The organism is Zunongwangia sp. SCSIO 43204, assembly GCF_019904275.1.
In the GTDB taxonomy this organism is placed as follows: Bacteria; Bacteroidota; Bacteroidia; order Flavobacteriales; family Flavobacteriaceae; genus Zunongwangia; species Zunongwangia mangrovi.
Window position 1 is genome coordinate 584426 of sequence record NZ_CP063204.1, and the last position, 25294, is coordinate 609719.

Here is a 25294-nt window from a genome sequence, read left to right on the forward strand (position 1 = left end):
AGTAAAAAATGAATGTAAATAAACCGGTATTTAGTTATATCGAATTTTACGAATGGACGGTACAGCTGGTAAAAAACAAACAGACTTCCGGAGAAAAACAAACCGAAAATCTTATAAAATTTACCGAGCTTAATTTAAGCCGAATGAAAAGGCTTAATAAAACAACAAAATTAATTCCTGAACTAGAGAATTTTGTCACTACACTCCAAAAACCACAGGTTTGGTATGTAATTACTGAAGCCTGGTGCGGGGATAGTGCCCAGAATTTGCCAATTATAGGCGAAATTGCTGCCGCAGGGAACAAAATCGATCTTAGAGTAATTCTTAGAGACGAAAATCCAGAGTTGATTGAAAAATACCATACTAACGGAAGTAAATCGATCCCTAAACTTATTGCTTTTACTGAAGATGGAGTAGAATTGTTTACCTGGGGACCACGACCAAAGCAGGCCCAGGATATGGTGATGGATTGGAAAGAAAATCCTGCCGGTAGAGATTTTGAAGCTTTCGAAAAAGAATTACACACCTGGTACACCAAAGACAAAACACAATCTACTCAAAAAGAATTTCTGGAGATTTTAACCAATCTTAAATACTAAAAAAACAAGGGCTGAAATTATACAATTTCAGCCCTTGTTTTTTATTCGATATTCTAGAATTAAAGTGATAAGAGATCAAGATTTTTCTAATAACTGGCACGTAGGTTTTTCTAGCCTAGATTAAAATATTAGTAAGATTTTCTAAATCCTCTGCAATGCGATCTGGCTGTTTTGCTAATGGATATTTGCTTTTCCCCGGCCTTGAAATAAAAGCTGTTTTTAAACCTGCATTTTGCGCCCCGGCAATATCCCAGCCATGCGCTGCAACCATTAAAACTTCAGAAGCAGTAAGTTGATGATCACTTAAAACTTTTTGATAAGTACTTTTATGTGGCTTAAATTTGCCTGCCACATCTACTGAATATATCGCATCGAAAAAACCATCAATTTTGGCATATTTTAGTTGAGCTTCAGCGGTTTCCTGATTCCCGTTAGTTAAAGCGATCAAAATGTAGTCTTTTTTTAAGATTTTAAGTGCTTCGAAAACTTCCGGATAAGCCGGCAATTCTTTTACCAATTTCAGTATAGATTTTATTTGTTCTTCTGAATATTCTTTGCCAAAGTAATTAGCACACATTTTAAAAGTGGCTAAGGCAACCTGAGAAAAATCATGATGATTTTCAGTATCATTCTCCACCAACGAGTAGTGCAAAAGCTTACTAAACCAAACTTGAAATGCCAATTCATTACCTAATTCAGTATTAACTCTATTCTCTAACTTTTGCATATCCAAAAGAGTCTCGTTTACGTCAAAAATTATGGCTTTTGTCTTCATGATGTTTTTATTTTGAAGTAAAGTACTTCGGGATGTTAAGTCCTTCGGTACCAATAAAAAAAGCCGGTTATATTACCGGCTTTATACAATAATACTGAATATTTTAATTATTCACTCCAGTCTCTATATTCAAACTTTTGTCCTCCTACAGAAATATCTACCATAGCCCCAGCTTTTGGCATGGTTACGATGGCGCGACCTTTTTTAAAATTAACGCTTTTTGCTTTACCCTCTTCTACGATCACGGCTGAAGCTTTTCCAGAAAGTTTATAATTTCCTTCTTTAAATTCATCTAATTCTGCCTCTGTTTGAAACAAAATAGCCTGTCTATAAGCCTGCCCGCCAATTTGTAGACCAATATCCACCTGACGTAATTCTGAAAACCCGGCTACCTGCCCATCTTCAAACAACACACCGTTTCCTGCTGCTCCACCTAAAATGTAAGCTCCTTCCCCTACATTTGGGAAGATCACATAACCGGCGGCTTTTTCGAATAAAGCTGCCAATTCTGGTTCTTCTTCAATAAAAGCAGCTTTAGATGCTGTCGCATCGTCGATAAGATCTTTTTGTTTTTCGCTTTGAGCATTTAAATTAATCGCGCTAAAACTAATAAACGCTAATAGTAGTAAACCTAAATTGAGTTTCTTTTTCATCTTCATAATTTCATTTTTTTTGGTTCGATACGAAATTAAGAAGCAGCTAAGGGAAGTGATGTTAATGGGCTGTTATTTCACGGAATTTTAAGAGACCTTAAAATTATACAAAAAGAAAAGGCTGCCAACAAGCGTTGATCAGCCCTTTTCTCACTCTCTCTCACTTAAAATCATTTACAAATATCTGAGTTCTTCAGAATTTGTTTCCGGGGAATCAGATTTGGGAATAATTGCCCAGAAATACATTTTAATTTCTTTTCCTTTTTAGCTTTAAGACAAACAGCTGATTCAAAAGTATAAATTGAATGCCGTTTAAATTGTTAACAGCTTGTTATTTCACTTTATTTTAAGCTTTTACAGCTACCTTATTTTTCCTCGGTTTTTAGTTCTTCACTATCTCTTGCCATCATCACAAATAGGTAGTCACCACTTTCCTCTTTAAAATTGAATTCTTCTCCAATAAGCTCCCAACCTTCAGCATTATATTTTTTTATGAGTTTAATTAATCCATTAAAATCATAATGGTTAAAAAGCTTAGATCGTTTTTGTTTAATTTTCTGGTAATCTTCTCCGTTTAAAGAAACGTAGGCCATATTATACTTAAAGCTATACGGACCATAAACGATGCTTAAATAATCTTTTTGAATAGCTTTATGATTAGAAACTTCAGATGAAATTGCTAAGGAATCTGTTTCCTGGGCGCTCGCCATAATAGAAAACCCGAAAACAGTTAAAATTGAAAGTAGTTTGAAAAATTTCATAGGAATAACATTTGAAGTTTTTCAAAAACAAGAATAACTCCAAAGTCTAAAAATCGACAACTTATTTATACAAAAAGGGAAATTTCCCCTTTAGTAAGTGCGCGTAAAATCTTCAGGAATAAAAAGTATAAAATTACCGGTATTCGCTTTTTCTGGCACAAATTCTAAAGCTTCGTCGTCGCTTTGTTCTGCACTAATTACCGCGATCTTCAAATCGGGGTTCATTTCTTTTAGATACCAGTAAATTCCGCCATAACTCTTACTGTGATAATCGCCGTTATAATGAAGAAAAATCCCATCTTCAGGAAGATAATCCAGGATCTTTTCAGCCATTGTCGCGTCTTTGATCGCCTGGGCTTCTACAAATTTCATGGCATCACCCTGCATACCGTGACCACTCATCATTTTCAGCATTTCAGCATAACCGGGAGTGATCGTATCTACTTTTATGGGAAGTTTTGCGAAGTAAGATTTAGCTTCTTCAGCATAATTTTTTAAAGAATCCAGGCCTTTTTTCGACACCGCAGATGCATAACGTCTAGGCACATTGGTTGCCACAAACTGCAGTTTATTTGTTTTTGCGAATTCTATTAGAGGTTTGTAATCTGTTTTATAATTATTCCAAAGTCGCATTTCTTCTTCAAAACGACTCTGCGGAATTTTACCTTGAAGATATTCATCTAAAATCAATTGATTATCGGCTTCAAACATTTCGGCTCCCAAGACCAAATTGGTGTTTTTAGCATATAATTTTTCAGTAAGCTTTTTCTGAAGCCAATGCACTACAGGATGATCATGAAATTCTCCAAAAAGCACTACATCATAATTCGATAAACTATCGCTCATTTTTTGAAATGAAACCGAATTTCCTTCAGAATCATAAATCGCATAGGCTTTTAATTGTTGTGCATTTACGGCAAAAGTTGCAGCTAAAACAAATAAGGTTGCAAAAATCCTTTTCATACTAAAAATTGCTTAAGATAATTAAATTCTATCATTACAAGGCTTAACACATACTTTAATCTAGAAAAAATCCCTGCCTTTGTAAGACAGGGATTGCACTAACTAAAATAACACTTCTTATAAAAGATCGTAAACGATCTGAGGAAAACCGCGTTCCCCTTGTTCATTAAGCAACGCAGTAAATTGTAATTTGTAAAAATTACCATCGGTATCTCTTACAATATAATAACGGTCTGAAAGTGCTCCTTCACTACTAGAACGCCATCCACTTGCAATTAAGGCACGATCGTTATATTCAAATTCATTTTCGTTTACATCTTCTAATGTAAACTCGTCGTACAAAGGTTCTCCGGTAGCAACAGGCGCTGCATCTTCGCCTTCGCCAGGCTCTTCAGTAAGCACCATATAAACTCCTACGCCATTCAAAGTATTATGTACCACATAATCTGAATAAGTGACGCCAGCTACCAATCCTCTTGAACTTCCGTAGTAAGAATATACACTGGTATAATTTAGATCCCAGTTTTCTTTGGCTGGTTCTACATCAACCTCGATCCCGTTTTCTAAACTAAAAGCAGTAAAGTCATAAGCTTCGTCTTTGGTAATTACCACTTCCTCGTGCGTATCTGAACTTAGGGGAGCATATTGCAACACATAATCGTTGTTGTTCATAAAAACCTTGATCTTATAGAAACCACGATGATCTCCAGTGGTGTTTATCGATCCTGCTTCTGCTGCATCTTTTGGGATTTCATTACCAAGTGAAACAATTATCACCTCAGCTTCGGTTTCAGTAGTCGGAATATCACCTATGGCTGTTTTACCTAAATCTCCTGTGCTGTCATCAGTAAACCTAATGTTATTTTCTAGATCGCCATACATATGATATCCTACAGGAATTCCTTCTTTTAATTCGTTTAACGTACTTACCGTAACTTCTATTGGTTGGAATCCTTGATTTAGAGTTTTTAAAGTCATAGGCACGGTTAATTCGGTATCCTCACTAACCGCATCGATGTCATAAATCCCCTCTAGTTTTGCTGCTGAAGCTAAAATTGAAGAGTTTAAAACCACACGATTCTCTGAACTTACAAAACCAAGTTCCCAGCTATCACGACGAACTACGGTTGTTTCCTCTGTACTTAGATCGACATATACCTGGTTAGGTTCTGTAGAGCCGCCAGACTCGATATCTAAAACTGCACTTTCTACAGCGGGGATTTCGATAATTCCTCCTCCGTTATCATCATCGCTACTACAGCTAAAGACAATAAAAGAGAGGCAAAATAATTGAAGTAAAAGATTCTTTTTCATTTGGTGTTGATTAGAATTAAATATTTAGGTTATATAAAAGTTTTAAAAAATAAGACCGGCCGTAACCAAACAACAAAGAAGTTGATGGTGCTTCGTGACCGGCTGTTGCGGTAATAGCCGAATTGTTTACGCGAACTACATTAAATAGATTTCTCGCACCCAGTGTAACTTCAAAACGTTTCTTAAAGAAATATTTATTAATACTGGCATCCATTAACGAATAATCTTCCTGCGTTCCCTTTACAAATTCGTTAGTATCGTTATCTCTAAAATATTGCTGCAACTCGCCATTGTATTTTAACAGCAGTGAAAAACGAGTTTCAGCTTTTGGCCAGTAGTAGCGCAAAGCAGCCGTAGCATTTAAGCTGAATAAATAATCATCTGGATTGGACAATTCGGTTTCCAGGCTTTGTGAAATCCCGGTGTAACTTAGGCCAATATTGGTTTGAAAGTTTTTATAGCTGAAGTTATTTTCAGTAGAAACACCTAAAATTTTATATTCACTGATATTTAGATATTGCATTTGCGAGTTATCGCCCACAACCGCCAGATCTATTTTATCCTGAATATCAAAATGGAAGAATTTCAGGTTATTCTGAAGCCGAGATTCGTTGTTTAAGACTGAAGTTTTTTCCGCAGAGATCAGGTAAGAAATTCCGTCTTCTGGCTTTAAATCTGGATTACCGCGCACATCGTGATTGGCATCTACAAAATAGTAGTATAAATTAGTGAAAGTTGGCGTTTTATAAGCAGATCCTACTACCGCCTGAAGTTTTATATCCTTCGCCGGCTTGTAATTAGCACTGGTAGACCAGATAAGTTTCCCATCGTAATTAGAATTGTGATTATAACGGACTCCTGGATAGACCGACCAGTTATTTTTGATAAAAGAAAACTGAGAAAACACATCGTAATTCCCCAAATCCTGTTCTGCAATATTATCTGAATATGCGCCGCTGGCTCCGGCGTCATAACCTTGCTGATAGGTGATTTCGTAACCCGCTGTAAGATTGAAATTGGCTGATTTTGACAATAAATTTTCGAAAGTCCCTTTAGAAAACCAAAGATCACTTTCCTGATTGGTCATTTTTAAAGTTGTACTCCTCTTTTGTTGTCGCCTAAGATCGTAAACGTAGGTTTCGTAATCTCGAACCTGAGTTTGGTACGAAAGTGAAAGATTATAATGCACTTGGTTTAAATTTCCAAAAGCCTGAGCTTCGTGCCTAAACCGGTTACTTATAAACTGCTCATCATTTGCAGTAATATCGTATTCTCCATCCTGGATTCGCGTATTTATAGCGTGATTGTAAATATCCAGAGTTTCATTATAATAGTTGAATTTGTAGAAAAAATTGAAGTCGTTTTTAGCGAATTTCAGCATTCCATTTAAAGTGTGCTGAAGTTTTGGATTCCATTCGTAACCACGCCTACCGTCATTAGCCACGCTATTTCCAGATAAGCCGAAATAATCTCTTCCGAAGTAATTATTTTTGAAGCCGTTAAAATCGTTCCTCGAAAAATTAGCTGAAGTATACCAGTGATCTGAAATATTATGTGCAATATTTAAGTTTTGGATATGCCGTCCTTCATCTTCAAAATTATATTCTTCACCAACTGTTTCTTCCTGCACACTTGCCCTGATATTCCATTTAGAAGCACTCGATTTTTTGGTGATAATATTTATAACTCCGGCTACAGCATTATCGCCATAAAGTACGCCCATAGCGCCTTCAGCAATTTCTATCCGTGCAATATCTTCAAGATTAATTTGGGTGAGATCAATATTATTTCCGTAGCCATTATCGCTAACCAGCGGCACGTTATCCACAAGGATTTTCACATAATCTCCAGACAAACCAAACATGCTCACCGTAGATCGACCATCTGCAGCATTGGGCGTAATGCTAATGTTTAATTGCTGATTTAAAATATCTGCCAGGTTATTCGCCCCAACCTGATTTATCTGCTGCGCACTAATCGTATTTACGCTAAATAATTCTTTATTTATACTATTTATAGTCTGTTCATTTCCAAATAACAGCACTTCGTCCAACTCATTTACATTAACCGAATCCTTTTGTGCATAAAGGCTACCAAAGATTAAGCTGAAATAAATAAAAGCTGCAATTCTCATTATTTAGATTTAGTTTAAATAAATTTAACCGCAAACTTATATGCAGAAATTGAAACAACCAAAGAAAAACTCATATTATTTTTAACCAATCTAAATAAAAATAAATTTAACATTTGAAATTGGACTTCTTTCAAAATGAATTTTACATTTGCCTTATTTAGATTTAATAAAAATAACATATGAAGCTATTTAAACTATTAAGTATTCTATGTTTTATCGCCATAATTGGTTGTAAAAACAACGAATCTGAAGCTAACCAACCACAAGAATCTCAGGAAGAAACAGCTAAAGAGCGTATTATTAGTCTTAATGGTACACTAAGCGAAATTATTAGCGAATTAGGCTATAAAGATCAAATCGTAGCTGTAGATGTTACCAGTATTTACCCAGCCGACTTAAAAGAAAATGCTACAGATCTTGGCCATGTAATGAATTTAAATGTTGAAGCCCTGCTTCAGCAAAAACCAACACAAATTTTCGCAGTTAAGAAAGAACTTTCAGCAGATATTACTGCTCAACTTGATGGTTTAGAAGTACCGGTACATTATTACGAGCCAGAATACTCTGTAGAAGGAGCAAAAAAACTAGCCAATAGTGTTGCGAAAGACCTAAATACTGAAGCTCCAAAAAAGATCACTAAAAACATCGAAAATGAGCTTGATGCTCTAAAGGAATTTAATAGCAAACCAAAAGTAATGTTTGTTTATGCCCGCGGTGCTGGTACTTTGCTTGTTGCCGGAAAAGAAACTCCCGTAGCAAAAATGATCGAACTTGCCGGGGGCGAAAACGCAATGAATACTTACGATGATTACCGACCTCTTACTACAGAAGCTGTTGCGCAGGCCAATCCCGATGTGTTGCTATTTTTTGATAGCGGATTACAAAGTGTAAACGGTGTAGAAGGTTTAAAAGATATTCCTGGCCTGGCAAATTCCACCGCTGCTAAAAAAGGACAGGTAATTAGCATGGACGGCTTGTTACTTACAGGATTTGGCCCAAGAACGGGAGAAGCTGCAGCTCAACTTAACACAAAGCTTAGCCAGTATGCAAACTAAGTTTAAATGGTATATGTCCTTAGGCTTTATTCTATTGATTGTCTCTTTTATAGCCTCTAGCCTTTTGGGCGTATACCAGCTAAACTGGAATGACTTTCTGCTTTTATTTAAAAGCATTTTTGATGATACTGTAGCAGTAAATCCTACCGATGCTTATATATTTTTTGATGTACGTATGCCACGAAGCATCTTAGCTATAATTATGGGTGCAGGACTTGCTGTTACAGGAACATCTTTGCAAGGTATGTTTAAAAACCCACTTGCTACTCCAGGAATTATAGGAATAACTTCGGGATCTGCACTTTTTGCAGCCGTAGCCATTGTTTTAGGAAGTACGATAAAAAGCTTTCTTCCTGAAATTTTACATTATTCCTTAATTTCTATCGCTGCATTTATTGGTGCACTATTAGTCATGATGCTGGTGTATAGCATTTCTTTTAAAAACGGAAAAACCCATGTAGTGATCATGCTTTTAGCCGGAGTCGCCATTGCTGCCCTGGCCGAAGCAACTACAGGTTTTCTAACCTTTATTTCTAAAGATGACGAATTGCGTGATCTTACGTTTTGGCGATTGGGAAGCCTTGGTGCTGCCAACTGGCCAAAAGTGATTATTCTTTTTACAATTAACCTAGTTAGCCTTAGCTTTTTATTGGGCAATGGTAAAGCTTTAAATGCCATGATGCTTGGCGAAGAAAATGCCAGGCACCTGGGTATAAAAGTGAAAAAATATCATGCAAAAATTATCTGGTTATCCTCTTTAGTTGTAGGAGCTTCAGTAGCGTTTGCAGGAACAATTGCTTTTGTAGGACTTATTGTTCCCTACATCCTAAGATTGCTTTTAGGATCTGACTACCGCATCATTTTACCGCTCTCTGCCGTTTTTGGCAGTTTATTGCTGCTTACTGCAGATATTATTAGCCGAACCACTTTAGCTCCTATCGAAATCCCAATAGGAATTATTACCGCTTTTATGGGCGCTCCGGTTTTTATTTTAATTCTTCTTCAATTTAAAAAAGCTTTATAATGTTAGCCGTTAACCAGTTAAACATCAGCATAAAAACGAGGCGACTTCTTCAGGATATTAACTTTAATATCCAACCGAGGGAACTTTTTGTGATCATTGGCCCAAACGGCGCCGGAAAAAGCACTTTGCTTAAAGCTCTAACTGAAGAAATCAACTATTCAGGAGAAATTAATTTTCAGCAACAATCAATTAAAAAATGGACCACAGCAAAGCTTGCAAAAACAAGGGCTAAATTTAGCCAACATCACCAACAGGATATTCCGTTACCGGTAAACGAAGTAGTTATGATGGGCCGCTACCCTTATTTTGCCAACAAGCCAAATCTTGATGATCTAAAAGTAGTTTCTGAAAGTTTAAAACTTACCGAAATGAGCGCTTTTAAGGATAAATCTTATAACCAACTCTCTGGCGGGGAAAAACAACGCGTTCATTTGTCCAGAATATTTGCACAGCTAAACAACGAATTTCAGGAAAAATTAATGCTGCTGGACGAACCACTCAACAACCTGGATGTTTATTATCAGCATAAAGTTTTAGAAGCGGTTAAAGGCTTTGTAAAAAAAGGCAATATGGCCGCTATTGTTATGCACGATTTAAATCTTGCTGCACAATTTGCAGATCGTATTCTCTTGCTTAAAGATGGTAAAATGGTAAAGTATGGTAATCCTAAACAAGTGCTTACATCTAAAACCATTTGCGATGTTTACGATTTTCCCTGCAAGGTAATGTCTCACCCTCTCGCACAAACACCTATGATCGTGTTTGGTGAGGAAAAATCAACCTCAATAATTCAAAATATTAACCCATGAGTACAACAAGTTTAAAACAACAATGGGAAACTCTTAAAGAAGAGCAACCTCAACTAAGAATACGTAATGCTGCACAGGCACTAAATGTAAGTGAAGCCGAATTGCTTGCCACAAAAATTGGTAATGGCGTTACCCGATTGGTGAATCAACCTAAAGAAATTTTACAGGAAATTGAATCTTTAGGAAAAGTAATGGCTCTAACCCGAAACGAAAGTTGTGTACACGAAAGAAAAGGAAACTATTTAAACCCATCGATTGGCAAATCGCCGGTTGGCCTTTTTGTAGGCGAAGATATCGACCTAAGAATTTTCTTTATGCATTGGGCTTTTGCCTTTGCTGTTTCTGAAATGGCTCGCGGAAAAGAACGCCTTAGTCTTCAGTTTTTTGCTGAAGATGGTATGGCAATTCATAAAATCTATCTTACACCGCAAAGTAATATTGAATCCTATAAAAATTTAGTTGAAAAATATAAAGCTGAAGAGCAATCGGCCGATTTAGAAATTAGGCCTTTTTCTGAAGAAAAGAATTATAAGCGCGATGAAGAAGTTGATCTTGCAGGCTTCCAAAAATCTTGGGAAGAATTAAAAGATACGCATCACTTCTTTGGACTTCTTAAAAAACACAATATAAGTCGTACACAGGCTTTAAAATTAGCGCCTAGTGCCTACTACGCCGATAAAATTGATAAAAATAACATCGTAAAAATGTTAGAAATCGTTGCCAGCAAACAAGTGCCTATCATGGTATTTGTTGGAAATCGCGGAAATATTCAAATTCATACCGGTGACATTAAAAAAACGCTATGGCACCAGCAATGGTTTAATATCATGGATCCAGATTTTAATCTTCATCTAAATATGGAAAAAGTCGAAAATTGCTGGGTGGTTAGAAAACCAACCGAAGATGGCATTGTAACTTCAATAGAATGTTTTGACGATAATGACGAATTGATCGTACAATTCTTCGGAAAAAGAAAACCGGGAATCCCTGAAATTAAAGAATGGCAGGAGGTTGTAGCGCAACTTCAGCAATAAAAATAAAATCGGCAAGTATAAAGCTATAACAGAGAAAGTTCTTCAAATCAGCTTGAATAAGATATAAAAAGCTTTTGCGAGGCCATTAAAAATTAAGTTATGCTGGAAATCATATTAATTGTTCTGGCAGTTATTTGTTTTTTGATTATTCTGCTGCTTTGTAAAGGCGGCGGAATTAGTTCTAGTAAGTTTTAAAGTCAGGAAAAGGGATTGGAGGTTGAACTCTAATCCCTTTTTGGGTTTGTAGCCTCGCCAGGAATCGAACCTAGGTTCGTAACTAACTAAAAAACAATAACTTAATCGTTATCAGTGTTTATATGTTGACGATCTGTGAACTTTCGGAGAAAGGTTTGATCTTTCATAAATCAAATTTAATCAAAATAAATCAACTAAAATGATAAATTCTACAGGACTTTATGTAGGTCTGGATTCTTTGCACTTCCAACAAAAATGTCAACTTTAGGTTGAGTGACTATGCTGCCAGTTTGTGATTATATATCTAATTCAAATTCTTTAATATTCCTGTTTCCTAAAGAGGAATGTCTTCTTATGGTATGATGATATCTTTTATTTTCCAACCACTTTTAGTATTTGCATTAGCTTTTCTGCGTTGTGATTTTTGATTGGCTAGTAGTTTGATTAATTTTATATGCGTACTAATTTTATCAAGGTTTCTTTTGCTGAGATAGTCGTCCTTTACTAACCAATTGGGTAATGTTGCATCATATTTATCATCTTTTTTGACGACAAACTTATTGATTTTTCTGGATATGGTAGATCTGGCTCTGTTAAGCTTTTTGGCGATAAAGGCATTGTTTTTTTCTTCATCGATCAGTGTCTGGATAATGAGCCTTTCTTTATAATGAGCCTTTCTTTGAAGGATAATCATTTGTATTTTTTGGTCTAAGGATATGAGCGTTGAGTTATGGAATCCAGGTAATATTTAAAGAACCGTAAAAGAAAAAAAATTTAATTTATATTTGCTATGAATTTTGGTAAATGAAAAAACTATATATCATAGCAGGATGTAACGGAGCAGGAAAAACAACGGCCTCCTACACTATTCTACCCGAAATTTTGGAATGTGATGAATTTGTGAATGCTGATGAGATTGCTAAAGGATTATCCCCATTTAAACCAGAAAGAGCAGGAATTCAAGCAGGAAGGTTAATGTTATAAAAAATAAAAACATTAGTTAATTCAGAACAAGATTTTGCATTTGAAACAACTTTATCAACCAGAAGTTATCAGAACTTTGTTTTAGAAGCTCAAAAAAATGGATTTTCTGTCACAATACTTTTCTTTTGCTTAGTTCTCAAAACCTTGCAGTAAAGCGTGTCGAAACAAGAGTTAAAGAAGGCGGACATCGTATTCCAGAAAATGTCATTCGTAGAAGATATGAAAACGGGCTAAAAAATTTTTTTACTATTTTTAAAGAATTGGTTGATGACTGGATGTTTATTGATAATTCAGGAGAACCATATCAAATTATTGCCGAAGGTGCTAAAGAAGATGAAGAAATCGGAAATGCAAAAATTTGGCATAATTTAAATAGAAAATACAATGGATAGAAAAACCGAATTAAAAGAGAAGAGAAAAAAAATAGTTGCAGGACTTGAAAAATCATACCAAAAATTAGTGGAATTTAAACGCTATAAAAAAAGCCCTTTGGTTATAGCTAAGAAAGGAGAAATTCTAGAAATAGCACCGGAAAAAATACTACCCACATCACCGTATATAACAAATAGCTAAGCTGTTTTTTGGTACGAAAATTTCAGTATATAGTAAATTAAAATATAAAAGTAGTTACAAAATGCAAAAGATTTAGCTTGAGACGTAATGGAAAATATTTGCTAACTTGTAACGCTATTTATCATATATAAAATTGTCAGACTGTCTCAAAACTTAAGAATTTCGTATGTTTAGGATATGGCATACTAACAAGGACAAGATCGGGAACAGCTTAGTCTTTACGCAACCTGTTTAGATGATATGATTACCTAGGATAATAGCGTACGACTCATTGATTAATTTGTCAACTTACTTTATTTATTACAGATAGGCTTTCAAACCATAGCCACTTAAGGGAGGCCGCCCTATGATGCGAAATCTGCTCAAACTCTTTATCTATAGCTATATGAATCAGATGCGATCTTCCTGAAGATTGGAAAAAAGAGGCTTATCCTAACTTTGAAGTGATCCGGCTGATTAAAACTTAAAACCCGATCACAATACCATTGCCCAGTTTAGAAAAGAAAACCCATAAGCCATCTGCTAGGTGTTGCGGCAACGTGTTGCCGTCGCCCGTAATTTCAACCTGATCCAACTTCATAGAGATAATAGACAAACATTTCATGATAAACCCCAGTTGATCCGATTACAATCTAAAGATCACATTTGGATACCTTTTTTTAGTACACCAATGAATTAATTTCTTATACCCTTTTCTATCATTACTTACTTCAAAAGGAGCTTTAAACTCTTTTACTAAGGTAACCGTTAGATGGTAAGGACATAAGGCTAAAGTTTCTTTCGAAACGTCTACTCCTAAAACTACTTTTTATTTAACCCAGAATATTCAATTGCTTGTACACTTCATTTTTATAAGTTTCCCCTATAGGGATACGTATATCATCAATAATTATTTTGCGTTTTAGAACCGCCCTAATTGCATTAATATTCACAACATAGCTGCGGTGCACCCTTAAAAATTGTTTTTCAGGTAATTTATCAAGTATCTCTTTAAAACTACTAAGGGTTAGAATTGCTTTGGTCCTAGAATGGGTGTAAATTTTAATATAATCTTTTAAGCCTTGCATATATCTGATGTCAGGAACATCTATTTTTATATTTTCGTATTCAGCTTTTACAAAAATATAGTCTTTAGGCGGAATGATTTCGGTTACTTTAGTAGGTTCTGCTACGTTTTCTCTACTTTTTTTCAGCTCATAAACTTCCCTTGCTCTGGATACCGCTTTTAAAAATCGTGAAAAAGGGATTGGTTTTACCAGGTAATCTGTAGCGTTTAAATTAAAACCGTCTAAAGCATATTGCGGATAAGCCGTTGTAAAAATAAATTGAGGAAGATGATCTAAGGTTTTTACCAGATCGATCCCATTAAGATTCGGCATTTCGATATCTAAAAATACCAGATCGATCTGATGCTGTTTTAGAATACGAATAACTTCTAGTGGATTATTGGTGGTTTCAACAATATTAATATCTCCCACCTGCTCTACGTAAGAAACAATAACATCTACCGCCAAAGGCTCATCATCTACAATAAGACAGTTCATTAATTCAACTTTAATTTTAAAAATACTGAAAAATAATCTGAATCATCTTCGATCTTCAGGCTGTACTTATTAGGATACAGCAAATTAAGCTGTTCTTTGGTATTCTTTAAACCAATACCAAAAGTTTCATTAGCCTTTTTCTTACGTCCAACAATGTTTTCGCATTTAAATTGAAGTTCATTTTGTACAATTTCGATCTCAATTTTTACCAGCGTATTTCCTTTAAAATCTGTGCCGTATTCAAACGCATTTTCGATAAACGAAATTAGTAATAAAGGTCTTATTTTTTGCTGATTTAGTTCTCCGCGAATATTAAGTTTTACATTCTCATTATTCGCAATGCGTAAACGCTGCAAGCGTAGGTAATTTTGAATATATTCTACCTCATCTTTAAGCAAAACAAACTCCTGATCTGCCTGAAATAACATATAACGCATTAATTCTGAAAGTGTGATCACCGCTTCAGGAGCATCATTAGATTTTTTTGAAGTAAGACTATAAATACTATTTAGAGAATTGAATAAAAAGTGAGGATTAAGCTGATTTTTAAGGTAATGTAATTCAGTTTTAGCCTTCTGAGATTCGATTTCCTTTCTATTTCTTTCGTTTCTAATCCAGGCTTCATAAACTTTTATAGCAGTTCCTGCCATGATAAAAGCCAAATGAATGATTACCGGAAGAAAAAAGAAAAAACGCGGACCATTATCTGGTGGCGGAGGCATATTTCCTGAACCTGCATCACCAAATTCGTGTTGCATTCTTGGAGGTTCTGGCATGCTATAATGACTTATCGCAAAAACCAACAAAGCCAATCCTATTACCGATATTACATAAAAAAAGGTCTTCTCTTTCAGTAATAATTTTGGCACCAAAATGCCATAATTGAAATAGAAAATAAAAATATTAAAAGATAGTACAAAAAGGGAATGAAATTCAACCGTACCTCGATTTAAAACTCCCTGAAGTATGTTGAAGATGATAAATGTGATCCATACAGAGATATGAATAACAATTTTACGCTTTCTTTCCAGAGTAAAAGTTCCCATTATGGATTACATTTAATATGAATTCCCAAATCACTAATTTCTTCAGAAGTAACACTGGGGCTAGATCCATAATTAAGCTTTGTATTTACCAGTCTGGCTACTTTCTCGGCATCTTCAGCACTACAAAATTGCTGCTTCGAGCTTAATCCCGGGATATATTGTTGTTTAATCACGATCTTTTTATTTATCAAAATATCATATCCATAGCCTGAACCGTTCTCAAATACTTCGTACTTAAAGTTATCTGGCTGAGCATCCTGAATTTCAAAACTAAATAAAATAGCCAGTAATATTCCGCAAAGAAGAAAAATTTTAAATGCTAGTTTCATTCCTATCTTTTTAAATAATCGCTTATAATTAATAACCGGAGCTTTTAAAAGGTAATAAATTTACCACACCAATGATAGTTCTAGAACCATCAAAAACTCCGGGTTACATGAGCTAAATCAAACAATTAATCTTCATCATCGTACTCCTCTTGTGGATGTAATTCGTAAATATCATCCAAGTATAAACTTCCAGATCTTCCCATAAGTACAAAAGCCTTGGATCCTGTACTAAAACTTACCGCATCCTGTCTTACCGTTGCTTCAAGATCTGTAATCTCTTCCCATTCATCTGTTAAAGGATCATACTCCCAGGTACTTGTCATGGCTCCACCGTTATAACCAGAAGACAAATATCCCATTCCATCGATGCTAAAACTTACAGCATTAGATCTTGTTAAATAATAATCATCTTCTTCGTCCAGATCTGTTAATTGCGTCCAGGTTTCAGTTGCTGGATCAAACTGCCAAAAATCTTCTTTGTACAAACCATTACTAACTCCGGTTCCCATATACACATAATCATCGATGGTAAAACTAGTAGCATATCGTCTTTTTTCTCCTCCAAATCCAACAAGCTCGCTCCACTCGTCACTAACAGGATCGTATTTATAAAAATCTTTTTTATCATTATCACCGTCGTTTCCGGTTCCCATATAAGCATAAGAATTAATACCAAAAGCCACAGCAGCGATACGGTTCCCCCCACCAAAATCTGCAATTGGTGACCAGGAGTTAGATCCTGGATTATAGGAATAAAAATCGCTAAGTTCGTTATCCCCGTCATAACCAGTTCCTACATAACCAATACCATCTAAAGCAAAAGCACTTGCGGCGCTACGCGGTGTACCAGGAAAATCTGCAACCTGCTCCCAGTAATCCCCTTCGATATGATACGCCCAAAAATCGTTCATATAATCGTCCCCGTCGTAACCGGTTCCCATGTACCCCAAACCATCAATGGTAAAGGAAACCGCGTTACTTCGAGGAACTCCATCAAAGACGCTGCGTCTAACCCAGTTTCCTCTTTCGTAATCATCATCGTCACTAGAGCATCCCTGAAATAGCATACTTATTGCCGCTAAGGCGATCAAAAAACTCTTTTCTTTAAAATGTAATTTCATTGTTTATAATTTAAATTGGAATCCGGTGCTGAATGTCATTCCCGGATTGCTGTAAGATTGAATAGTTGTTTTTTCTGAATGAAGCTGAATATTGTTTTTATGAAAATATCCTGCTGAAAAGTGAATACCCCAATGAGTATCCAACATTAAGTTATAGTCGAGACTTGTAGAAACCTGTTGCATTTCTACCATTTCACCTGAAGCATAATCATTAAATAGATTACCTGAATAAAGATGCTGCAGACTTAAAGTTTGCCTGTTATTGATCTTATATGCTAACTTAGAAAGTGGAAATCCTGCCTGAAGACTAAATGCTTCAGATAGTTGAAAATTGGCTTTCACTAAAGGCGTAAATTGCTGTTCTCCAAAAATCGTGTTATACGCCAGCCCTAATTCGATATTTTTGAGGATAGTTTTTTTCAGACTTAAAGAAATACCGGCGCCATAATTCAGAATAAAACCATTGGAGTCCAGTTTTTCTTCAAGAGTGGAACTTATACCTATATCTGCGAATCCAAAAACTCCAAAATCATTAGTCCATTGATAGTTTATTTCAGGTTGATAAGTCAACTTATAATAAGTATCGGTATCATATTGAATTTCTGTAGACAAGTCGTTATATGAGTATTGATGCGCAGCAGCGTAAAGGCTATTCTTAAAAGAGAAATCCCCAAATTTTATCGGATAAGTAAGCTTTATCTGCTTCTTATTATAATCTAATTGATCATCTCCTGAAGGAGCCAAAGCATAATCGAGGGAAATTATGCTTTCGTCTTGCTGACTATAAGATCTGGCTCCAATAGATAGTAACAGGATAACTATGATGTTTTTACTCATTTCAGGATCAAAATTTCGCCAAACCTATAGCAGGAATCTCAGTCCAAAAAATGAAGTCTACAAACCTGCAATATCAATCTACCAACAGGAAAAAGCAGACTATAAATCTCCAAAAAAGCATTTATAGTCACAAATTTCAGCCTGGTAGATAAAGGCTTTGGGTTGGTCTATTCTAATTTTTACACATAAAAAGATTAGATAGGTTCGCTCAAATTTTAGTTTATGAAGTCAGTCTATTTTAGATGTTTTGGAGTACTATTTTTTGTTCTCCTCTTTAGCTGCAGTAATGATCAAGAAAGTATTAGTGTTGGTGAAGATTGGATAAACAGTGCTATTAAAGTATACACCTTCGATACTTTAGCGATTGAAGCTACCACATTTCAATTTGATAGTCTTATTGTTAACAGTGCAGATAATCTTCTAATTGGATCCTACAAAGACGATATATTTGGAAGAACCACAGCCTCTTCCTTTTTAAAATTCACGGGCGAGACTTTTACTATTGAAGATGAAGCTGAATTCGATTCTATTAGTCTTATTCTAAATTATGATTCTTATAGTTTTGCTGATACCACTAATGTTGAGTCTTTAAATATTTATCGTTTAGCTGAAGAGATTGAAACCGATGAGAATTCAGATCTTTATAGAAATTCAGATTTTGAAATTGAGCCTTCTTCTCTTTCTACTTTTAATTACTCTCCGCGACCGCATCAAAACGATAGCATTCAAATAAGTATATCTGCAGATTTAGGTCAGGAATTATTTGATAAAATTCTAAACGATGAGATTAGTAGCAATAACGACTTTAATAACGTATTATATGGATTGGCGATCGTTCCAGATTCGCTGAATAATAGCAGCGTTATTAGTTTCAGTAAAGAAAATAGTTATTTAAGACTGTATTATAGCATTAAAGATGAAATTGAAAATGATGATAAGTTTATCGATTTTTCTGTAAATACTTCAGAAAGTTTTCATCAAATAAAGTCTAATCACCAGGGTACTTATTTCTCAGGAATCGAAGATCAATTAGATCAAGTCCCTTCTTCGCAAACCAATAACCAGGTTTTTATTCAATCTGGTACCGGTATCGCCACTCGCATAGAGTTCCCAAATTTTAAACAAAGTCTTAATGATATTCAGGGTTCTGGTTCGATTACCAATGCGATTTTAAACTTCAAAATAAAAGTAGATCGAAACAACGTGAATTACGGAGTTAAGGATTCACTACCGGTTTACATTATAAATCAACGTACAGAGGTACAAGATAATGTTTACAATTATTTAGGCACTCAATCTTATGCTCTAATTACAGAAGAGAGCGATGAATTTAATACGCTAGAGTACAGTTTGTCGCTAAAATACTTTTTAGATAATCTAATTGAAGACACTCAAAACGAGGATCAATATTTAGCGATTTACAGCCCAAATTTTAATAATTCAGTAGATCGCTATGTGATCTACGGGCCAAATGCCGCTGAAGATAATCGAATGAAATTACAAATTACATATGCGATCTATAATGAAGATGAATAAGCTCTTTACGGCAATATTGGTAGTTATTGGCTTTACCCAAATTAAAGCGCAAAATTCTAATTCCCTTTCCAGCTCGCCTTACTCTTTATATGGTTTGGGTTTAGAAAATCCATTAAGTACGGGCAAAAATGATGGGTTGGGTTATGCAGGGCTTGCCATGACTTCAGCAAATTCGCTAAACTTATTAAACCCGGCCAGTCTTGGTGGCATAAATCAGCACAGTCTTTTTTATAATATTGGCTTTAAGCTGGAGAGTAAATATTTAGAACAAAACCGGGATAGTGAACACATTACTTCTGGAAATTTTAGTAACCTGGCTTTAGGAATGGCGATTAATAATCGCAGCGGGATTGCACTTTCCCTAATGCCTAAAACCGATGTTGGTTATGAAGTTTCTGGATTGTATTCTCCCATAGAAGGTTCTTCTGAGCTTTTTGAAACTGAAGCTGAAGGTAATGGCGGACTCAATAATTTTATGCTTTCTTACGGTTACGCACTTACCGATAAACTGAGATTTGGTGCAAACGCTTCCTTATTATTTGGCGAAATTACAGAAACGCAGTTCAATTATATTCAGTCTAACATTTTATACATCGCAGACGAAAATGATTATTCTGGTTTTCGTTTTGGTGCCGGTTTACAATATGATCTTTCTAAAAGCATCAGCTTAGGTCTTACGGCTAAAACTCCAGTAAGCTTAAGCGGCTCACAAACCAGAACCATCTCTCAATATTACGCTGATGACGAAATTGTGGCCGGAATCGTAGAAGAAAACGAAGTAGATAATTTTGATCTTCCGCTAGAATTAGGCTTTGGTTTACAATTAAAACTTATGGATGGTTTTGATGTTTTGGCCGATTATAAACGTCATTTTTGGTCTTCTACCAATCAATCTGACGCGCTGGGTAAATTTACAGATCAGGACTTTTTCAATCTTGGGTTTAGCTTTTCACCATTACCCAATAGCAATCCACTGATTTATGCTAATCACTTAGAATATCGCGCCGGGGCTTATTACGATTCTGGAAATCTTGAAATTAACGATCAAAAAATATCAAAATACGGATTAAGCCTAGGGATTGGTTTTCCTTTAAATAAGCAGGATAAAAGCATGATAAATCTTAGTTATTCCTACGGAACCCAGGGAAATATCAATAACGGATTAATAAAAGAAAACTTCCATTTACTAAGCTTAAACTTCAGTTTTGAAGACCTCATTTTCGTCACTCGAAAATTTAACTAAAGCATTCGCTTCACTCTAAAAATTAATACTAAAACTATCGAATATGGACAGAAAGAAATTTTTAAAAGGCCTTGGATTAGTTGGCATGTCTATCCCAACACTTCACTTTTTAGACGCCTGCAGCTCAGATTCTACAAATGCTGAAACTTCAGAAAATATCCCCGAGACCGATGTAGATATTTCTACAGATTGTGCCGTTACAAATTCTGAAACCCAGGGCCCATTCCCTACTAAATCTCCAGATTCCTGGGAACGTGTAGATATTATTGGCGACAGAACAGGAATAGATCTGGACATCAATTTAATGATTGAAAATGTAAATACTGAATGTTCTCCTCTGGAAAATGCAGTTGTAGACATTTGGCTTTGCGATAAAGACGGTAATTATTCTGAATATGGCGGTACCGGAATGCAATCTACAGATTATAGTTCTAATCACTTTTTAAGAGGAAGGCAAATCTCAGACGAAGATGGTATGGTTCGATTTAAAAGCATTTTCCCGGGCTGGTATCGTGGTCGCGCCACGCATATTCATGTTCATATTTACAATAATCTGGGAAAATCTTTATTGGTTACACAAATTGCTTTTCCAGAAGGTAGTGATAGTGCCGTAACCAATGTAAACCAGGCCAGCAGCTATGGTTACACTAAAGGAATGTCTGGTTACACCTACAACAGTACAGATAATGTATTTAGTGATGGTATCGAAAATGAACTTTGCACTATTACCGGATCTATAGACGACGGCTACGAATTAGCGCATACCATTAAAGTTTCAACTTAAAATCGATAAAGCTTGAATAAAATATTTCAGAAAAACAATTAAGCTCGGTTACCGAGTAAACCCTGCCTGGTAGCATCCCTACCTGCTTCCAGGCTTTTAAAATAGTTAAGATGAATCCCACAAAACAGGTAAAGATATTTACGGCTAATCGCAGAAACTTAATTAGAACAGAGAATTTCAATATTTGTGAAACGATTAATAGCAAAAATAGCTTCGGAAGTTTAATTCATTTCAGTTTAAATATTCTAAAATCGAATCAGCAAACCTTTCTCAATTATTCTGAAAATGTTTTGAGCTTAATTATACCCACATTTGGCGGAATAGAAGTTGCTGCAGGATCAGACAATTTTGTGCATATTAGTCAGTTTTATTCTGAATTTAAACCGAAATCAAGCTTATTACGAATTAATAATCCTTACGAGGATTACGAAATAAGTTTTCTACGCATCGATTTTCTGGCCGGGATGGGGTATAAAAAGATAACCGACTTCAATTTGAAACCTAATAGTTTGAATTTAATTTTTCAGAATTACGCCATAAATGCTTCCTTAAAAATGGGAAAATATGAAGGCAGACAAAAGGGAGAATCGCGGGTGCAATTTAATCACAAAACTTTCATTTATGTTGTTAGCGGTGCTTTTGAAGTTAATGACCGACTTTTAGAAACAGGAGATGGGATTTGTTTTTGGGAAACAGATTTAATTGAATTTGAAGCGCTTTCCAACAATGCCGTTTTTCTAATTATTGAAGTTTCTGCTTAAGATTCTATAGAATTCGGTTCTTTTCTTAAAACCAAAATTCTACAAAAAATGCAGTTATTTTTATAGATTTTTAACCAAAGAAATATCGTCGATTTGTGCACTGGCTCCCGGGTTTCCTTCAGCATTAAAACCAATTTCAACTTTTCCGTTTTTTACATTTACATTTTCCAGAACAATGCTTTTCCAAGCGTCTGCTTCCTTATTTATTTCGATTTTTTGTGTAGTACCAGCGCTTTCAGCATACATTTCTAATGATTTAAATAAAGAATTAGTTTTCACTTTTGCTGTTAAGGTATAACTTCCTTCTTCTAAATTTACAAAAGGAGTACTGCTTATGCTTTGATATACTTTGCGCTGAAAAACAACATTATCATGAATATTTAAACTTTTTTCGCCAATCACATATTTTCGATCTTCTGTGGTATTAAAATAATTTAGTTGAGGTGATTCCTTATCTCCTATCACAATGGTATTGCCCTGATAAACTTTGGTTGTCCAGCCTTTTAATTGCTCCTGAATGGGTTTTACGGTAGATGGAATTGCTCTTCTATCAGCTTCAAAACTAGGATTTCTAACATAATTATTATCTGCAGCAACCTGCCACTCACCAGTTTTTTCATTCAGTATCCAGCTATTCAAAGAATTGAAGTACGGCGTTTCTTCCTGAAACGATAATGGCACCCATTGATTATAACCCAATCCATTTCCAGCAAAATTTGCCCATCGATCTCCGCAATACATTATAGTTTCAGTTTTCTCGCCTCTTACATTTACAAAAAAGCCAGTTTGTGTGACGTGCGCATAATCTTCGATACTACCAGGAGTAATCAGCATTTTATTGGTAGGCAGATAGGGACCATTAATATCGTCTGAAACCAAATAATAAGCATACGAAGAATCCCAACCATAAAGATTTGAAGCAAAAACGTAATATTTACCTTTGTACTTAAACATACAATTTCCCTCACGACCTTTACCTCTAAAAATCTCGGTTACTTCTAAAAGATCTACTTTACCATCTTTTAAACCTATTTCTGAAATATAGATTTTATTTCGGCCGCGCCCATAGGAGTACACAAGATAAGATTTACCAGAATCTGGATCTGTAAAAACACTTTGATCTCCAGTATTTGGCGTACCAATACGATTGGTCATATCTAATTTCCTATCCCATCTAAAGTTTCCTGTTGGCGAATCTGATAAAGCAATTAAGACACCTGCATTATGCTGAACCAGCAGCGCATATTTATCGATTTCTGGTACATAAACAACACCTAAACGTCCCATCCAACGTGTATTTTCGTCATGTACAAGCGCTTCTTCTTTCTCAAAAACATAATTTTCAAATGTCCAATTAGTAAGATCTGTAGAACTATAACAGGTAACGGCTACAAAATTGTCCTTTGTATAAGTTTGGGTATAATCGTTTCGATAAAGTTCAGCTTCTTTGTAATAAGCGCCATACCAGTAGTATTTTTGTTCTCCCGTTTTGGGATCTTTAAATTGAAAAATCCCACCACCCTGACTATAAATTGGCTTTCCGTCTACAGTTTCCCAAAATTGGTCGTTTTTAATAAGATTATTTTGTGCACCAAGATTCGTTAAAATTGAACATAAAAATAGAAGAAAAATAAAAGCATTTTTGAAAGTACCATTTCTCATACAAGCATCTTTTAGATTTTGAATGTTCCCCACCATTCGAGATAAAATTAGTGCTAAATTGTAACTATTTATTTAGAAACTCATACTGAACTGTCCTGCTTAAGATCTTAGGTATTTTAAATATCTTGTTTTTATATTTCATTGAAACTTTATCAAATTCAATGCGTTGTTTCAAGAATCGAACCTAGCTCACAACAAACAAAAAACAATAACTTAATCATTCTACGTGTTTATATGTTGACGACCTGTGAACTTTTGGAGAAAGATTTGATCTTTCATATATCAAAATAAATCAACTAAAATGATAATTACTTTCTCAAAATGGAAAGTCGTTAAAATCAATAGCATCTCCTTCTCGAATACAACTAAAACTTCACCTTAGAAATTGTGAAGCGTCAACTACGGAACATTGTTTTAGTTCAATAATCAGATCGAGGCAGTTTCCTCTTCACAATCCGAAGTCGTACCATCTGTTTTTATGATAAGAGACATGGAAGAGGCCTATCTTTCTGACCCCTGGGGACTCAGTAACCAGGCTTCTTTCACCGATGTTTTGCTAGGATAATGACCTAATTTAGCGAGTACAAGTAAATGTCTAGATTACGGGCATGTTCACAGCATATTTTCTTTGCTTTCATAAGCGTTCTATTTTCTGGATTTTTTTGATGAATTGATGAGAATCCCTTCTAAGCCCTTATAGATATTAAACTAAAGAACTACATAATTTTTTTTCACATAATCCATTCTTTACCAATCCACTCAAGTTAACTAAACAACTCTACATTGCCAGTACAGAGGTTTATTAATACTCAGGATTAAAAGTTCCCTTTTACTATTTCTAATATTAAATCGGAATTATTACTCGAATCTCGACGATGATGTGCTAAATAGTCCTTGACCATTTCATCAGTAATATTTCCCGAACTCCATAACCCCACGCCCAGATCTACCTGGTCTGCAGGCAGAAATTTTGTCCCAATAACCTTACTTCAATCTTGGAAATTCTTCTTAAAGCTTTCGTGATGTTCTTCCTATAAGTGTCTTCAATATGCTACTTACATTCAACTTTGGTGCATGTTCAATGTACATGTGAACCTGATCAGAACTTACAACACCTTTCATAATTTCTATTCCTTCAGCCTCACAAATTTCGAACAAAAGTTCACAACAAAGAATTTGAATACCCCTCTAAGTATATTGTATCCATATTTTGTTAACCAAAACAATATGGCAAGTCAAATGACTTACAGTATGGCTCACCTTTCTTTGATAACTCATACCACACAAAATAGAGATTTTCTCGAAATACTCAAGTGCAGCAATAATTGTAGAGCTTAAATCCCATTTTCTGAGACCAATAAAAATAATGGACTTTCTCTTAACTTATTTATCATTTATTGATTTAGCTTTATTATAATCGAAAACATCGTAGACTGTAGAATCCTTTTTCAAAGTAAAAAGAACAGCAAGGGATATGATAGAAAATTACTAAATCAATTGAAGGGATGTTAAACTATTATACCTATAAAAAGACTAGTAGAATTATTTACATAATAAA

Annotated in this window: 26 protein-coding genes; 12 read left to right on the forward strand and 14 right to left on the reverse strand. The window is 35.1% G+C overall.

All coding sequences use genetic code 11. From position 1 onward, the window contains the following. The first annotated feature begins 8 nt into the window (after positions 1-8). Positions 9-599 (forward strand): thioredoxin family protein, encoded by a 591-nt coding sequence (locus tag INR75_RS02625; protein ID WP_223090637.1) that lies wholly within the window; start codon positions 9-11, stop codon positions 597-599. A 115-nt stretch (positions 600-714) separates the two neighbouring features. Here INR75_RS02625 and INR75_RS02630 read toward each other — a convergent pair whose 3' ends face one another. The 6 genes from INR75_RS02630 to INR75_RS02655 form a co-directional block, all read right to left on the reverse strand. Beyond that, the gene (locus tag INR75_RS02630; protein ID WP_223090638.1) at positions 715-1374 is read right to left on the reverse strand and encodes a haloacid dehalogenase type II; all 660 of its coding nucleotides are present in this window, start codon (positions 1372-1374) and stop codon (positions 715-717) included. A 107-nt stretch (positions 1375-1481) separates the two neighbouring features. Continuing rightward, positions 1482-2027: a YSC84-related protein gene (locus INR75_RS02635; protein ID WP_092540572.1), complete on the reverse strand. Its 546-nt coding sequence runs from the start codon at positions 2025-2027 to the stop codon at positions 1482-1484. Positions 2028-2392: 365 nt separating this feature from the next. Next, positions 2393-2788, reverse strand: a complete 396-nt coding sequence (locus INR75_RS02640; RefSeq protein WP_223090639.1) for a hypothetical protein — start codon at positions 2786-2788, stop codon at positions 2393-2395. 90 nt (positions 2789-2878) lie between these two features. Further along, positions 2879-3751, reverse strand: a complete 873-nt coding sequence (locus tag INR75_RS02645) for a ChaN family lipoprotein (protein ID WP_223090640.1) — start codon at positions 3749-3751, stop codon at positions 2879-2881. A gap of 117 nt (positions 3752-3868) precedes the next feature. Next, the gene (locus INR75_RS02650; RefSeq protein WP_223090641.1) at positions 3869-5065 is read right to left on the reverse strand and encodes an HmuY family protein; all 1197 of its coding nucleotides are present in this window, start codon (positions 5063-5065) and stop codon (positions 3869-3871) included. Positions 5066-5081: 16 nt separating this feature from the next. Further along, on the reverse strand, positions 5082-7199 hold the full coding sequence (locus INR75_RS02655; protein WP_223090642.1) for a TonB-dependent siderophore receptor: 2118 nt from the start codon (positions 7197-7199) through the stop codon (positions 5082-5084). Positions 7200-7378: 179 nt separating this feature from the next. On the opposite strand from INR75_RS02655, the gene INR75_RS02660 reads away from it, so the two are divergent. Genes INR75_RS02660 through INR75_RS02675 form a run of 4 tightly spaced genes read left to right on the forward strand, consistent with a single transcriptional unit; the run spans position 7379 to position 11121 of the window. Then, complete coding sequence (locus INR75_RS02660; protein ID WP_223090643.1) at positions 7379-8254, forward strand: hemin ABC transporter substrate-binding protein; 876 nt, start codon at positions 7379-7381, stop codon at positions 8252-8254. Beyond that, positions 8244-9278, forward strand: coding sequence for an iron ABC transporter permease (locus tag INR75_RS02665; RefSeq protein WP_223090644.1), 1035 nt, complete (start codon positions 8244-8246; stop codon positions 9276-9278). Before INR75_RS02660 ends, INR75_RS02665 begins: the two co-directional genes overlap by 11 nt. After that, complete coding sequence (locus INR75_RS02670) at positions 9278-10087, forward strand: heme ABC transporter ATP-binding protein (protein WP_223090645.1); 810 nt, start codon at positions 9278-9280, stop codon at positions 10085-10087. The genes INR75_RS02665 and INR75_RS02670 overlap by 1 nt, the downstream gene beginning before the upstream one ends. Then, positions 10084-11121, forward strand: a complete 1038-nt coding sequence (locus INR75_RS02675; RefSeq protein ID WP_223090646.1) for a hemin-degrading factor — start codon at positions 10084-10086, stop codon at positions 11119-11121. The genes INR75_RS02670 and INR75_RS02675 overlap by 4 nt, the downstream gene beginning before the upstream one ends. A gap of 547 nt (positions 11122-11668) precedes the next feature. Here the strand turns inward: INR75_RS02675 and INR75_RS02680 are convergent. Beyond that, complete coding sequence (locus tag INR75_RS02680) at positions 11669-12010, reverse strand: helix-turn-helix domain-containing protein (protein ID WP_223090647.1); 342 nt, start codon at positions 12008-12010, stop codon at positions 11669-11671. Between the two features lie 110 nt (positions 12011-12120). Here INR75_RS02680 and INR75_RS20575 point away from each other — a divergent pair, with 110 nt between their 5' ends. The 3 genes from INR75_RS20575 (at position 12121) to INR75_RS02690 (ending at position 12873) form a co-directional block, all read left to right on the forward strand. Then, a complete protein-coding gene (locus INR75_RS20575; RefSeq protein WP_370629878.1) occupies positions 12121-12300 on the forward strand; it encodes a hypothetical protein in 180 nt (59 codons plus the stop codon). A 125-nt stretch (positions 12301-12425) separates the two neighbouring features. After that, positions 12426-12692, forward strand: a complete 267-nt coding sequence (locus tag INR75_RS20580) for a hypothetical protein (protein ID WP_370629879.1) — start codon at positions 12426-12428, stop codon at positions 12690-12692. Beyond that, the gene (locus INR75_RS02690) at positions 12685-12873 is read left to right on the forward strand and encodes a hypothetical protein (protein ID WP_223090648.1); all 189 of its coding nucleotides are present in this window, start codon (positions 12685-12687) and stop codon (positions 12871-12873) included. Before INR75_RS20580 ends, INR75_RS02690 begins: the two co-directional genes overlap by 8 nt. 812 nt (positions 12874-13685) lie before the next feature. Here the strand turns inward: INR75_RS02690 and INR75_RS02695 are convergent. The 5 genes from INR75_RS02695 to INR75_RS02715 form a co-directional block, all read right to left on the reverse strand. Beyond that, positions 13686-14417: a LytTR family DNA-binding domain-containing protein gene (locus tag INR75_RS02695; protein WP_223090649.1), complete on the reverse strand. Its 732-nt coding sequence runs from the start codon at positions 14415-14417 to the stop codon at positions 13686-13688. Then, a complete protein-coding gene (locus INR75_RS02700) occupies positions 14417-15463 on the reverse strand; it encodes a sensor histidine kinase (protein WP_223090650.1) in 1047 nt (348 codons plus the stop codon). The genes INR75_RS02695 and INR75_RS02700 overlap by 1 nt, the downstream gene beginning before the upstream one ends. Then, on the reverse strand, positions 15463-15792 hold the full coding sequence (locus INR75_RS02705; protein WP_223090651.1) for a DUF4907 domain-containing protein: 330 nt from the start codon (positions 15790-15792) through the stop codon (positions 15463-15465). Before INR75_RS02705 ends, INR75_RS02700 begins: the two co-directional genes overlap by 1 nt. Positions 15793-15917: 125 nt before the next feature. Continuing rightward, complete coding sequence (locus INR75_RS02710; protein ID WP_223090652.1) at positions 15918-16913, reverse strand: galactose oxidase; 996 nt, start codon at positions 16911-16913, stop codon at positions 15918-15920. Between the two features lie 3 nt (positions 16914-16916). Then, positions 16917-17750: a hypothetical protein gene (locus INR75_RS02715; protein ID WP_223090653.1), complete on the reverse strand. Its 834-nt coding sequence runs from the start codon at positions 17748-17750 to the stop codon at positions 16917-16919. Between the two features lie 222 nt (positions 17751-17972). On the opposite strand from INR75_RS02715, the gene INR75_RS02720 reads away from it, so the two are divergent. The 4 genes from INR75_RS02720 to INR75_RS02735 all read left to right on the forward strand — a co-directional run bounded on the left by INR75_RS02720 (position 17973) and on the right by INR75_RS02735 (position 22074). Then, the gene (locus INR75_RS02720; RefSeq protein ID WP_084840320.1) at positions 17973-19286 is read left to right on the forward strand and encodes a DUF4270 family protein; all 1314 of its coding nucleotides are present in this window, start codon (positions 17973-17975) and stop codon (positions 19284-19286) included. Continuing rightward, on the forward strand, positions 19279-20529 hold the full coding sequence (locus INR75_RS02725) for an OmpP1/FadL family transporter (RefSeq protein WP_139801261.1): 1251 nt from the start codon (positions 19279-19281) through the stop codon (positions 20527-20529). The genes INR75_RS02720 and INR75_RS02725 overlap by 8 nt, the downstream gene beginning before the upstream one ends. A 43-nt stretch (positions 20530-20572) precedes the next feature. Next, positions 20573-21313: an intradiol ring-cleavage dioxygenase gene (locus INR75_RS02730; protein WP_223090654.1), complete on the forward strand. Its 741-nt coding sequence runs from the start codon at positions 20573-20575 to the stop codon at positions 21311-21313. A gap of 110 nt (positions 21314-21423) precedes the next feature. Next, positions 21424-22074: a hypothetical protein gene (locus INR75_RS02735; protein ID WP_223090655.1), complete on the forward strand. Its 651-nt coding sequence runs from the start codon at positions 21424-21426 to the stop codon at positions 22072-22074. A gap of 60 nt (positions 22075-22134) precedes the next feature. Here INR75_RS02735 and INR75_RS02740 read toward each other — a convergent pair whose 3' ends face one another. Together INR75_RS02740 and INR75_RS20360 are read right to left on the reverse strand one after the other, a co-directional pair. Then, positions 22135-23736, reverse strand: coding sequence for a family 43 glycosylhydrolase (locus INR75_RS02740; RefSeq protein WP_223090656.1), 1602 nt, complete (start codon positions 23734-23736; stop codon positions 22135-22137). Positions 23737-24744: 1008 nt separating this feature from the next. Beyond that, complete coding sequence (locus INR75_RS20360) at positions 24745-24858, reverse strand: hypothetical protein (RefSeq protein ID WP_255584617.1); 114 nt, start codon at positions 24856-24858, stop codon at positions 24745-24747. Between the last annotated feature and the right edge of the window lie 436 nt (positions 24859-25294).

Bases quoted from the DNA above. Each gene is read 5' to 3' on its own strand.
- INR75_RS02655 (WP_223090642.1), bottom strand. From the start codon at position 7,199: ATGAGAATTGCAGCTTTTATTTATTTCAGCTTAATCTTTGGTAGCCTT.
- INR75_RS02730 (WP_223090654.1), top strand. From the start codon at position 20,573: ATGGACAGAAAGAAATTTTTAAAAGGCCTTGGATTAGTTGGCATGTCT.
- INR75_RS02700 (WP_223090650.1), bottom strand. From the start codon at position 15,463: ATGGGAACTTTTACTCTGGAAAGAAAGCGTAAAATTGTTATTCATATC.
- INR75_RS02650 (WP_223090641.1), bottom strand. From the start codon at position 5,065: ATGAAAAAGAATCTTTTACTTCAATTATTTTGCCTCTCTTTTATTGTC.
- INR75_RS02720 (WP_084840320.1), top strand. From the start codon at position 17,973: ATGAAGTCAGTCTATTTTAGATGTTTTGGAGTACTATTTTTTGTTCTC.
- INR75_RS02710 (WP_223090652.1), bottom strand. From the start codon at position 16,913: ATGAAATTACATTTTAAAGAAAAGAGTTTTTTGATCGCCTTAGCGGCA.
- INR75_RS02695 (WP_223090649.1), bottom strand. From the start codon at position 14,417: ATGAACTGTCTTATTGTAGATGATGAGCCTTTGGCGGTAGATGTTATT.
- INR75_RS02705 (WP_223090651.1), bottom strand. From the start codon at position 15,792: ATGAAACTAGCATTTAAAATTTTTCTTCTTTGCGGAATATTACTGGCT.
- INR75_RS02670 (WP_223090645.1), top strand. From the start codon at position 9,278: ATGTTAGCCGTTAACCAGTTAAACATCAGCATAAAAACGAGGCGACTT.
- INR75_RS02665 (WP_223090644.1), top strand. From the start codon at position 8,244: ATGCAAACTAAGTTTAAATGGTATATGTCCTTAGGCTTTATTCTATTG.
- INR75_RS02715 (WP_223090653.1), bottom strand. From the start codon at position 17,750: ATGAGTAAAAACATCATAGTTATCCTGTTACTATCTATTGGAGCCAGA.
- INR75_RS02735 (WP_223090655.1), top strand. From the start codon at position 21,424: ATGAATCCCACAAAACAGGTAAAGATATTTACGGCTAATCGCAGAAAC.
- INR75_RS02740 (WP_223090656.1), bottom strand. From the start codon at position 23,736: ATGAGAAATGGTACTTTCAAAAATGCTTTTATTTTTCTTCTATTTTTA.
- INR75_RS02690 (WP_223090648.1), top strand. From the start codon at position 12,685: ATGGATAGAAAAACCGAATTAAAAGAGAAGAGAAAAAAAATAGTTGCA.
- INR75_RS02675 (WP_223090646.1), top strand. From the start codon at position 10,084: ATGAGTACAACAAGTTTAAAACAACAATGGGAAACTCTTAAAGAAGAG.
- INR75_RS02725 (WP_139801261.1), top strand. From the start codon at position 19,279: ATGAATAAGCTCTTTACGGCAATATTGGTAGTTATTGGCTTTACCCAA.
- INR75_RS02625 (WP_223090637.1), top strand. From the start codon at position 9: ATGAATGTAAATAAACCGGTATTTAGTTATATCGAATTTTACGAATGG.
- INR75_RS20575 (WP_370629878.1), top strand. From the start codon at position 12,121: ATGAAAAAACTATATATCATAGCAGGATGTAACGGAGCAGGAAAAACA.
- INR75_RS02660 (WP_223090643.1), top strand. From the start codon at position 7,379: ATGAAGCTATTTAAACTATTAAGTATTCTATGTTTTATCGCCATAATT.
- INR75_RS02645 (WP_223090640.1), bottom strand. From the start codon at position 3,751: ATGAAAAGGATTTTTGCAACCTTATTTGTTTTAGCTGCAACTTTTGCC.
- INR75_RS02630 (WP_223090638.1), bottom strand. From the start codon at position 1,374: ATGAAGACAAAAGCCATAATTTTTGACGTAAACGAGACTCTTTTGGAT.
- INR75_RS20360 (WP_255584617.1), bottom strand. From the start codon at position 24,858: ATGAAAGGTGTTGTAAGTTCTGATCAGGTTCACATGTACATTGAACAT.
- INR75_RS02640 (WP_223090639.1), bottom strand. From the start codon at position 2,788: ATGAAATTTTTCAAACTACTTTCAATTTTAACTGTTTTCGGGTTTTCT.
- INR75_RS02635 (WP_092540572.1), bottom strand. From the start codon at position 2,027: ATGAAAAAGAAACTCAATTTAGGTTTACTACTATTAGCGTTTATTAGT.
- INR75_RS02680 (WP_223090647.1), bottom strand. From the start codon at position 12,010: ATGATTATCCTTCAAAGAAAGGCTCATTATAAAGAAAGGCTCATTATC.